Source organism: Streptomyces sp. SM1 (assembly GCF_002910825.1).
Taxonomy (GTDB): Bacteria; Actinomycetota; Actinomycetes; order Streptomycetales; family Streptomycetaceae; genus Streptomyces; species Streptomyces okerensis.
The window spans coordinates 1-10438 of record NZ_NEUB01000075.1 but is presented as its reverse complement, the minus strand read 5'-3'; the positions used below and the strand labels follow the sequence as shown (position 1 = coordinate 10438).

Sequence of the window (10438 nt, the reverse complement as noted above, 5' to 3'; positions counted from 1 at the left end):
GGGTGGCCGGCCGGCGGGGCGGCCGGTCGTGCGGGGGAGTGAGGGTGCTCCGGCCCGGTCACGTCCTGGCGGGCAGGCCGGCTGACGGGCGATCAGAGGGCCGGTGCCGGCGCCCACTCGGGTGGCCGGCGCCGGCTTTCGTGTGTCGTGGTGGCGCCCTTGACTCGATCATGTTGTGTCATGAGCCTGGCATCTGTTCGCTGCTGTGGCGGACCACTCTCTGGGGGGCTCATGAGACACAGAGCGAGATCGATCCTCGCTGTCGGCACGCTCCTGATCGGCGGAGCGGGCTTCGCACCCACCGCCCAGGCACAGCCCGCCGGCCCCGCGGCCTCCGACCCCGAGGAGGTCAAGGTCTTCCGGGCCGACGTCACCAGGCAGCAGGTGCCCCTGTTGCTGGCGGCCGGCCAGGACGGCCACGAACTCGGTGAGCGGGTGCCCGACCAGGGCACCGCCACCGTCGAGGTCTACCTCACCGACGGACAGGCGCAGAAGCTGGAGAAGCAGGGCGTCGGCCTCACCGAGCACACCCTCTCCACCCGCGCGGAGGCCCGGGTCGAGGACGCCGCCGAGGGCGTGTTCCGCCCGTACGGCGCGAAGGGCGGGCTCAAGGAGGAGGTCTTCCGCACCGCGCGGGAGCACCCCGGCCTCACCAAGGTCGTCTCCATCGGGAAGACCGTGCGGGGCCAGGACATCCTCGCTCTGAAGCTCACCAGGAAGGCCGACAGGACCAGGGACGGCTCCAGGCCGGCCGTCCTCTACATGTCCAACCAGCACGCGCGCGAGTGGATCACCCCGGAGATGACCCGGCGGCTGATGCACCACTACCTGGACGGCTACCGGACGGACAGGCGGATCAAGAGGATCGTCGACACCACCGAACTCTGGTTCGTCCTCTCCGCCAACCCCGACGGCTACGACCACACCTTCGCCGACGATGCCAACCGGCTGTGGCGCAAGAACCTCCGGGACGTCAACGGCGACGGCGCCATCGGCACCGGCGACGGCGTCGACCTCAACCGCAACTTCCCCTACAAGTGGGGCTACGACGACGAGGGTTCGTCCCCCAGCCCCTCCAGCCAGACCTACCGCGGCGCGAGCCCCGGCTCCGAGCCCGAGACCAGGGCCATCGACGCCTTCCAGAAACGCGTCGGCTTCACGTACGGCATCAACTACCACTCCGCGGCCGAACTCCTCCTCTACGGAGTGGGCTGGCAGGTGGCCACGCCCACCCCCGACGACGTCCTCTACGAGGCCCTCGCCGGCACGCCCGGCAACTCCGCGATCCCCGGCTACCACCCGCAGCTCTCCTCGGAGCTGTACACCACCAACGGCGAGGCCGACGGCCACGCGGCCAACGTCAACGGCATGGCGATGTTCACCCCCGAGATGTCGACCTGCCAGACCGTGTCCGAGGCCGACCCCGACGACGAGTGGAACGCGCGCGACTGCCGGTCGGGCTTCAACTTCCCCGACGACGAGAAGCTGATCCAGCAGGAGTTCGCCAAGAACATCCCGTTCGCGCTCTCCGTCGCCGAGTCCGCCGCCCACCCCGACCGGCCGTCCTCCGCGGTCGGTCTGAAGGCCGCGGACTTCACCCCGGCCGCCTTCACCACGTCGTACGCGCGCGGCGCCGGCCAGGAGGTCTCCGTCGTCGCCCGTAAGGCGGTACGCGACAAGGAACTCAAGTACCGCGTCAACGGCGGCCGTACGCACGACGTGGACCTCAGGCGCTTCAGGGGCGGCGAGCGGTACGGCGGTGAGGACAACCTCTACTTCGACGAGTACCGGGCGAAGGTGAGACACGGCGGGCCCGGTGACAGGGTCGAGGTGTGGTTCACCGGCGAGGACCGCCGGGGCAAGAGGACCGCGAGCGAGTACTTCACCTACACCGTGGCCGAACGTCCCCGCGCGGATGTCCTCGTCGTCTCCGAGGAGGGCGCGGCGGCCGCTCACACCGGGACGTACGTCGACGCGCTCAGGGCCGCCGGCCGCCGCGCGGCGGTCTGGGACGTCGCCGAGCGGGGTGCCCCGGACGCGCTGGGCGTGCTGAGCCACTTCCGCACGGTCGTGCACCACACCGGTGCGGGAACCCCGGGCGTCGCCACCCAGCTTCAGCTGCGGGCCTTCCTCAACGAGGGCGGCCGGCTGATCGAGGCGGGCGAACAGGCGGGCGGCAGCGTCGATCTCGGGGGCGGCACCCTCTCCGACGACTTCGGTCAGTACTACCTGGGCGCCTACAGCCGCACCCCGGCCCCGGGAGTCACCGGGTTCAGCGGCGACGGAGGGCTGAGCGGCTTCACCGGCCCGCTGGGTGACGCGCCCGGCAACCCGCTGGACCGGGCCGGCACCTACGGCGTCACCTCCGACGAACTGCCCGCCGAGCGGTACCCGCGGTTCGCGAGCGCCGGTGCCGGAGAGTATCCCGGCACGGTCAACCCGTACGGGCCCCACGCCGGCTCGTACATGGCCGCCGCCGTGCACACCGACGACGGCTACAAGCGCCTCACCCGCACCGTCGACCTCACCGGCACCACCGCGGCCGAGCGGCCCGCCCTGCGCACCCAGCTGCTGTGGGACACGGAGCCCGGTTACGACCATGTCGTCGTCGAGGCGCAAACCGCCGGCGCCGACGACTGGACGACCCTGCCCGAGGCCGGCGGCGCCACCGGCGTCACCGTGCCGGCCGAGTGCGCGGCCGGGTTCTACATGGCCGGGCACCCGTGGCTGGAGCACTACCTGACACTCTCCGACGACGGCTGTGCCGCGACCGGTACCACCGGGTCCTGGAACAGTCTCACCGGGTCCTCCGGTGGCTGGCGGCAGGTCGAGTTCGACCTGAGCGCCTACGCGGGGAAGACGGTCGAGGTGTCCCTCGCGTACGTCACCGACCCGGGCAGCGGCGGCCGCGGCGTCCTCGCCGACGAGGCCTCCCTGGTGCTCGGCGGCACGGCCACGGGGACGGAGGGTTTCGAGACCTCGCTCGGTGTCTGGGAGGCGTCCGGACCGCCCGCGGGCAGCCCGGCCGTACTGAAGGACTGGACCCGCACCGGAGAGCTGTTCCGCACCCATGCGGCGGTCACCACCGACGACACCGTGCTGCTGGGCTTCGGCCTGGAGCATCTGACGTCCGCGGCCGACCGGTCCGCGCTGCTGAGGAAGGCGCTGGCCGCCCTCGACAGGTGATCACGGCATGCCGCGGCAGCACCGCGATCCGTAGCGGAACGAGATGAGAAAGGGGCGCCGGCAAGGGCGGTCCGTACCCTACTGACGGGTACGGGCGGCCCTGCCGGGTATGGGACAACTCGATGTCACGGCCGGGGCCCCGGAGAGGTAGGGTCGACATTGGTCGGGGACATCCCAAATACAGCTCGCCGGCGTCACAGCCGGCGTACCAACGAGGAGATCGGTTCGTGACGATCCGCGTAGGCATCAACGGGTTTGGCCGCATCGGTCGCAACTACTTCCGCGCATTGCTGGAGCAGGGCGCCGACATCGAGATCGTGGCCGTCAACGACCTGGGTGACACGGCGACCACTGCACACCTGCTGAAGTACGACACCATTCTGGGCCGCCTCAAGCAGGAGGTCTCGCACACCGAGGACACCATCACCGTCGGCGACAAGACGGTCAAGGTCCTCTCCGAGCGCAACCCCGCCGACATTCCGTGGGGTGAGCTGGGCGTCGACATCGTCATCGAGTCGACCGGCATCTTCACCAAGAAGGAAGACGCCGGGAAGCACATCACCGGTGGCGCCAAGAAGGTCATCATCTCCGCCCCGGCGAAGGACGAGGACATCACCCTCGTCATGGGCGTCAACCACGACCAGTACGACCCGGCGAACCACCACGTCATCTCCAACGCCTCCTGCACCACCAACTGTGTGGCGCCGATGGCGAAGGTGCTGGACGAGAACTTCGGCATCGTCAAGGGCCTGATGACGACGGTGCACGCGTACACCAACGACCAGCGCATCCTCGACTTCCCGCACAAGGACCTGCGTCGCGCGCGTGCCGCCGCCGAGAACATCATCCCGACCACCACGGGCGCCGCGAAGGCCACCGCGCTGGTGCTGCCGCAGCTCAAGGGCAAGCTGGACGGCATCGCGATGCGCGTCCCGGTCCCGACCGGCTCGGTCACCGACCTGGTCGTCGAGCTCGGCCGCGAGGTCACCAAGGAAGAGGTCAACGCCGCCTTCCAGAAGGCCGCCGAGGGCGAGCTGAAGGGCTACCTCGAGTACACCGAGGACGCGATCGTCTCCTCCGACATCGTCAACGCCCCGGCGTCCTGCACCTTCGACTCGTCCCTGACCATGGTTCAGGACGGCAAGAGCGTGAAGATCATCGGCTGGTACGACAACGAGTGGGGCTACTCCAACCGTCTCGTCGACCTGACGGTCTTCGTGGGCAACCAGCTCTGACCGTGGAGCAGACGGCCTGATATGAGTGCAGGGCTCGGCCGGTGCGGCAACGCGCCGGCCGAGCCCTGACGCACGTATCGGAACAGCCGCTCTCTTTCGATCACGAGCGATCACGAGCGAACACGAGCTCCAGTCGAACACGAGCTCTAGCCAGGGAGCCCCTATGAAGACGATCGACGAACTCCTCTCCGAAGGTGTCGCGGGCCGGCGGGTCTTCGTCCGCGCCGACCTCAACGTGCCGCTGAACGGCACCACCATCACCGACGACGGCCGTATCCGCGCCGTGCTGCCCACCGTCCACGCACTCGCCGAGGCGGGCGCCCGCGTGGTCGTCGCCTCGCACCTGGGACGCCCCAAGGGCGCCCCGGACCCCGCCTTCTCCCTCGCCCCGGCCGCCGCGCGTCTCGGTGAACTCCTCGGCGCCGACGTCGCCTTCGCGACCGACACCGTCGGCGACTCCGCCACCGCCACCGTCGCCGGCCTCGCCGGCGGACAGGTCGCGGTCATCGAGAACCTGCGGTTCAACGCCGGCGAGACCAGCAAGGACGACGCCGAGCGCGGTGCCTTCGCCGACCGGCTGGCCGCCCTCGCCGACGCCTACGTGGGCGACGGCTTCGGAGCGGTGCACCGCAAGCACGCCTCGGTCTTCGACCTCCCGGCGCGGCTGCCGCACTACGCCGGACACCTCATCGCCACCGAGGTCGGCGTGCTGAAGAAGCTCACCGACGACGTCAAGCGGCCCTACGTGGTCGCCCTCGGCGGCGCCAAGGTCTCCGACAAGCTCGCCGTCATCGACCAACTGCTCGGCAGGGCCGACCGCATCCTCATCGGCGGCGGCATGGCGTACACCTTCCTCAAGGCCCAGGGCCACGAGATCGGCACGTCCCTGCTGCAGGAGGACCAGATCCCGGTCGTCCAGGAGTACCTGGAGCGCGCCGAGAAGACCGGCGTCGAGCTGGTACTGCCGGTCGACACCCTGGTCGCGGCCGAGTTCCCCGACATGAAGACCAAGGCGCCGGCCGACCCGGCCACCGTCGCCGCGGACGCCATGCCGGCCGGCCGGATGGGCCTGGACATCGGCCCGGAGACCCGCAAGCTGTACGCCTCGAAGCTCGCCGACGCCGGCACCGTCTTCTGGAACGGCCCCATGGGCGTCTTCGAGCACCCCGACTACGCCGAGGGCACCAAGGCGGTCGCCCAGGCCCTCACCGACTCCCCGGGTTTCACCGTGGTGGGCGGCGGAGACTCCGCCGCCGCGGTCCGTACCCTGGGCTTCGACGAGCAGGCATTCGGCCACATCTCGACCGGAGGCGGCGCCTCCCTCGAATACCTCGAGGGCAAGACGCTCCCCGGCCTCGCCGCACTGGAGGACTGACCCTCACATGACCGCACTGGAAAACGGCCGCACGCCGCTGATGGCCGGCAACTGGAAGATGAACCTCAACCACCTCGAGGCCATCGCCCACGTCCAGAAGCTCGCCTTCGCCCTGGCCGACAAGGACCACGAGGCCGTCGAGGTCGCCGTCCTGCCGCCCTTCACCGACCTGCGCTCCGTGCAGACGCTCGTCGACGGCGACAAGCTGAAGATCAAGTACGGCGCCCAGGACATCTCGGCGCACGACGGCGGCGCCTACACCGGCGAGATCTCCGGCCCCATGCTGGCCAAGCTGAAGTGCACCTACGTGGCCGTCGGCCACTCCGAGCGCCGGCAGTACCACGCCGAGACCGACGAGATCGTCAACGCCAAGGTGAAGGCCGCCTACAAGCACGGCATCACCCCCATCCTGTGCGTCGGCGAGGAGCTGGAGGTGCGCGAGGCGGGCAACCACGTCGCCCACACCCTCGCCCAGGTCGAGGGCGGCCTGAAGGACCTCCCGGCCGAGCACGCCGAGACGATCGTGATCGCCTACGAGCCGGTGTGGGCCATCGGCACCGGCAAGGTCTGCGGCGCCGACGACGCCCAGGAGGTCTGCGCCGCCGTCCGCGGAAAGATCGCCGAGCTCTACACCCAGGAGCTGGCCGACCGGGTCCGCATCCAGTACGGCGGCTCGGTCAAGTCCGGCAACGTCGCCGAGATCATGGCGAAGGCCGACATCGACGGTGCCCTGGTCGGCGGCGCCGCGCTGGACTCCGACGAGTTCGTCAAGATCGTCCGATTCCGCGACCAGTGAGTATGCCGTAGCGGCGATCCGTCGTACCCTTGCGGGGTCCAGCAGTGTGCTGGGCCCCGCGTCGTCCATCCGTATCCGAGGAAGTTGGTCCAGCCGTGGTTATGGGGTTCTCCATCGCCCTGATCGTCTTCAGCCTGCTGCTGATGCTGCTGGTGCTGATGCACAAGGGGAAGGGCGGCGGCCTCTCCGACATGTTCGGTGGTGGCATGCAGTCCTCCGTCGGCGGCTCCTCGGTCGCCGAGCGTAACCTCGACCGGATCACCGTCGTGGTCGGTCTGCTCTGGTTCGCGTGCATCGTCGTGCTCGGTATCACCATGAAGGTGAACAACTGAGCCGAGGGCGAATTCCGCTCGCATTTCCACGTAAGGCCCCATGTTCGGTACGCGCCGCTGAGCGCGGCCTATCATGGGGCTTGCGTCTGGGTGCGAGGGAAGGTAACTCCTATCACTGGACGCGCGTTGGGCCTTACGTAGACTGAGGCGCCCGCGGCGAAGCGGAAGGCCGATTCGCTTCGCGGCACCATCACGCAGGGAGTTACGACCGTGGCAAGTGGCAACGCGATCCGGGGAAGCCGGGTCGGGGCGGGGCCGATGGGCGAGGCCGAGCGCGGCGAGTCCGCGCCGCGGCTGCGCATCTCCTTCTGGTGCTCCAACGGGCACGAGACGCAGCCGAGCTTCGCGAGCGACGCGCAGGTGCCCGATACCTGGGACTGCCCCCGCTGCGGGTTCCCGGCCGGGCAGGACCGCGACAGCCCCCCGGACCCACCGCGCACCGAGCCTTACAAGACCCACCTCGCCTATGTGCGGGAGCGCCGCAGCGACGCCGACGGCGAGGCGATCCTCGCCGAGGCGCTCGCCAAACTGCGGGGCGAGATCTAGGGCCTCTCCGGCCGCGGCGCACCCAGGACCTGCGGGCAGGTCCTGGGCCTCTCGGCGGGCCGGTTCCGGACTCCGGACTCCTCCGGCCTTCTTCACCGCTGATCAATTAGGTTGGGAACAGCCGGCACAGCGGGGACACCCAAGGAAGAAGGCTGAAGTCCGAGATGAACGCAGACGGCCGTACGAGGCTCAACCAGACGCCCGAATGGACCGCACTGGCCAAGCACCGTGAGGAACTCGGCGAGGTGCGGCTGCGCGAGCTGTTCGCCGCCGACCCCGGCCGCGGCACCGGGTACACCCTCCGGGTCGGTGACCTGTACGTCGACTACTCCAAGCATCTGGTCACCGACGAGACCCTGCGGCTGCTGCGGGAGCTGGCCGCCGCCACCGACGTGTCCGGGCTGCGCGACGCCATGTTCCGCGGCGAGAAGATCAACACCACCGAGGACCGGGCCGTGCTGCACACCGCGCTCCGGGCCGCCCGGGACGCGGTGACCGAGGTCGACGGGGAGAACGTCGTACCGGCCGTGCACGCCGTCCTCGACAGGATGGCCGACTTCGCCGACCGGGTCCGCTCCGGCGAATGGACCGGCCACACCGGCAAGCGCATCCGCAACGTCGTCAACATCGGCATCGGCGGCTCCGACCTGGGCCCCGCCATGGCGTACGAGGTGCTGCGCGCCTGGACCGACCGTGACCTCACGGTCCGTTTCGTGTCCAACGTGGACGGCGCCGACCTGCACGAGGCGACCCGGGACCTGGACCCGGCCGAGACGCTGTTCATCGTCGCGTCCAAGACGTTCACCACCATCGAGACGGTCACCAACGCCACCTCCGCGCGGACCTGGCTGCTGAACGGCCTGGGAGGTGAGGAGGAGGCGGTCGCCAAGCACTTCGTCGCCCTGTCGACGAACGCCGGGAAGGTCGCCGACTTCGGCATCGACACGGCGAACATGTTCGAGTTCTGGGACTGGGTCGGCGGCCGCTACTCCTTCGACTCGGCGATCGGGCTGTCGCTGATGATCGCCGTCGGCCCGGACCGCTTCCGGGAGATGCTCGACGGATTCCGCATCGTCGACGAGCACTTCCGCACCGCCCCCGCCGAGTCCAACGTGCCGCTGCTGCTGGGCCTGCTGGGCATCTGGTACGGCAACTTCCACGACGCGCAGTCGCACGCGGTGCTCCCGTACTCGCACTACCTGGCGAAGTTCACCGCCTACCTCCAGCAGCTCGACATGGAGTCCAACGGCAAGTACGTCGGCCGGGACGGGCGCGAGGTGGAGTGGCAGACCGGCCCGGTCGTATGGGGCACCCCGGGCACCAACGGGCAGCACGCCTACTACCAGTTGATCCACCAGGGTACGAAGCTGATCCCGGCCGACTTCATCGGTTTCGCCGAACCCGTCGCCGAGCTGAGCGACGAACTCAAGGCGCAGCACGACCTGCTGATGGCCAATTTCTTCGCCCAGACCCAGGCCCTCGCCTTCGGTAAGACCCCGGACGAGGTGCGCGGAGAAGGGGTGCCGGAGGAACTCGTCCCGCACAAGACGTTCAAGGGCGACCACCCCACCACCACGATCCTCGCGCGCGAGCTGACGCCGTCCGTGCTCGGCCAGCTCGTCGCGCTGTACGAGCACAAGGTGTTCGTGCAGGGCGCGGTCTGGAACATCGACTCCTTCGACCAGTGGGGCGTCGAACTCGGCAAGGTCCTCGCCAAGCGCGTCGAGCCCGCGCTCACCGAGGGCGCCGACGTCCCCGGCCTGGACGCGTCCACCAAGGCCCTGGTCGCCACCTACCGGGAACTGCGCGGGCGGCGGTGACCCTGCGCGGGTGAGCGAACCTGGGGCCCCGCCCCGGACCCGGAGACGGGAACGGGAAGGGGCGGCGGGGGCGAACTCAGGCCACCGCGCTCAGGGTGTCCGCGAGGCGGTGGCGGGCCGCTCGCGCGGCGGGGAGGGCGGCGAGGGCGGCGGCGCCCAGGACGGCGGCCGTCCCGAGCAGCAGCAGGAGCACGGGGGAGGGTCCCTGGGCGATTCCGGCGCCGATTCCGCTGGATCTCCCCTGCGCGTCGATCAGCCAGTGCGCCAGCGGCAGCCCGACGGCCATGGCAAGCAGCACGGCCCCCAGGGCGGTACCGGCGGTGGCCGTGACCGTGACGGCGGTGATCTGACGGGGGGAGAGTCCGATGGCCTTGAGCGCCAGCAGATCGCGTTCGCCCTCACGGACCGTGCCGCCGATCGCCGTCAGCAGTTCGATCAGCCCGATCAGCGCGAGGATCGCGATCAGCCCGAGCACGACCGCGCGCAGCGGGGACAGCCCGTCCGCCGGATTGGCCACGGTGTGCACGTCCAGATGACCGCGGCCCGCCGTGGCCAGCCGGGCGGCGACCGCGTCCGGGTCGGCGCCGGGGTGGAGCCGCAGCTGGTACAGGCTCGGCCGCAGGTCCGGATCGTTGGCGCGGAGGGTGTCGAGCGAGGTGGAGATGACCCGTCCGGCGTTCTCCGGTTCGATGCTGCGGCCGACGATGTGCAGGATCTGCGGCTGGTCGCCGACCGTCATCCGCACCCAGTCGCCCACCCGGACGTGCAGCAGGTCGAGCAGCCCCTGCCCGGCCACCGCCTCGTCGGGCCCGCGCGCGGCACGGCCCTCGGCCAGCGTGAACGGGTACGGCTCCCGGTGGGTGCCGAGTCCGCGCAGCGCGATGGTGGCGGTCTGGCCGGGGACCAGCGCGGCCACCTCCACGCCCGGGTAGGCCGCGGCGACCTGCGGATCGCGCTCCAGCAGGGCACGGGTGGCCAGGTCGCCCAGTGAGGTGTCCGCGCGGACACCGAGCGCGGTGGGCAGTCCCATCCGCTCGGGGCTGCTGTGGAAGCGGTCGATGGTGGTCCAGGCGCTCAGCGCCACGACGATCAGCAGCAGCGGCAGCGCCAGTCTGCCCACCGCGCCCAGCGAGCGGGGCCGGCGGGTG

The 10438-nt window shown here is 70.3% G+C and carries 8 protein-coding genes; 7 read left to right on the top strand and 1 reads right to left on the bottom strand.

Translation table 11 applies throughout. The features are described from left to right. Positions 1 to 231 precede the first annotated feature (231 nt). The 7 genes from B9S61_RS01640 (at position 232) to pgi (ending at position 9290) form a co-directional block, all read left to right on the top strand. Complete coding sequence (locus B9S61_RS01640; RefSeq protein ID WP_103540577.1) at positions 232 to 3186, top strand: M14 family metallopeptidase; 2955 nt, start codon at positions 232 to 234, stop codon at positions 3184 to 3186. A gap of 227 nt (positions 3187 to 3413) precedes the next feature. Next, positions 3414 to 4421, top strand: a complete 1008-nt coding sequence (gene gap, locus B9S61_RS01635; RefSeq protein WP_103540576.1) for a type I glyceraldehyde-3-phosphate dehydrogenase — start codon at positions 3414 to 3416, stop codon at positions 4419 to 4421. A gap of 163 nt (positions 4422 to 4584) precedes the next feature. Further along, positions 4585 to 5796, top strand: coding sequence for a phosphoglycerate kinase (locus B9S61_RS01630; protein WP_103540575.1), 1212 nt, complete (start codon positions 4585 to 4587; stop codon positions 5794 to 5796). A 40-nt stretch (positions 5797 to 5836) separates the two neighbouring features. Continuing rightward, a complete protein-coding gene (gene tpiA, locus B9S61_RS01625) occupies positions 5837 to 6592 on the top strand; it encodes a triose-phosphate isomerase (protein ID WP_103540578.1) in 756 nt (251 codons plus the stop codon). Between the two features lie 101 nt (positions 6593 to 6693). Next, positions 6694 to 6924, top strand: a complete 231-nt coding sequence (gene secG / locus B9S61_RS01620) for a preprotein translocase subunit SecG (protein ID WP_037938704.1) — start codon at positions 6694 to 6696, stop codon at positions 6922 to 6924. Between the two features lie 210 nt (positions 6925 to 7134). Beyond that, positions 7135 to 7470, top strand: a complete 336-nt coding sequence (locus tag B9S61_RS01615) for an RNA polymerase-binding protein RbpA (RefSeq protein ID WP_079110552.1) — start codon at positions 7135 to 7137, stop codon at positions 7468 to 7470. Between the two features lie 164 nt (positions 7471 to 7634). After that, a complete protein-coding gene (gene pgi / locus B9S61_RS01610) occupies positions 7635 to 9290 on the top strand; it encodes a glucose-6-phosphate isomerase (RefSeq protein WP_103540574.1) in 1656 nt (551 codons plus the stop codon). Positions 9291 to 9366: 76 nt separating this feature from the next. On the opposite strand, the gene B9S61_RS01605 is transcribed toward pgi, so the two are convergent. Further along, positions 9367 to 10438 (bottom strand): FtsX-like permease family protein (locus B9S61_RS01605; RefSeq protein ID WP_146064672.1); only part of this gene is annotated, 1072 nt, incomplete at its 5' end.

Bases quoted from the DNA above. Each gene is read 5' to 3' on its own strand.
- pgi (WP_103540574.1), top strand. From the start codon at position 7,635: ATGAACGCAGACGGCCGTACGAGGCTCAACCAGACGCCCGAATGGACC.
- tpiA (WP_103540578.1), top strand. From the start codon at position 5,837: ATGGCCGGCAACTGGAAGATGAACCTCAACCACCTCGAGGCCATCGCC.
- B9S61_RS01640 (WP_103540577.1), top strand. From the start codon at position 232: ATGAGACACAGAGCGAGATCGATCCTCGCTGTCGGCACGCTCCTGATC.
- secG (WP_037938704.1), top strand. From the start codon at position 6,694: ATGGGGTTCTCCATCGCCCTGATCGTCTTCAGCCTGCTGCTGATGCTG.
- B9S61_RS01630 (WP_103540575.1), top strand. From the start codon at position 4,585: ATGAAGACGATCGACGAACTCCTCTCCGAAGGTGTCGCGGGCCGGCGG.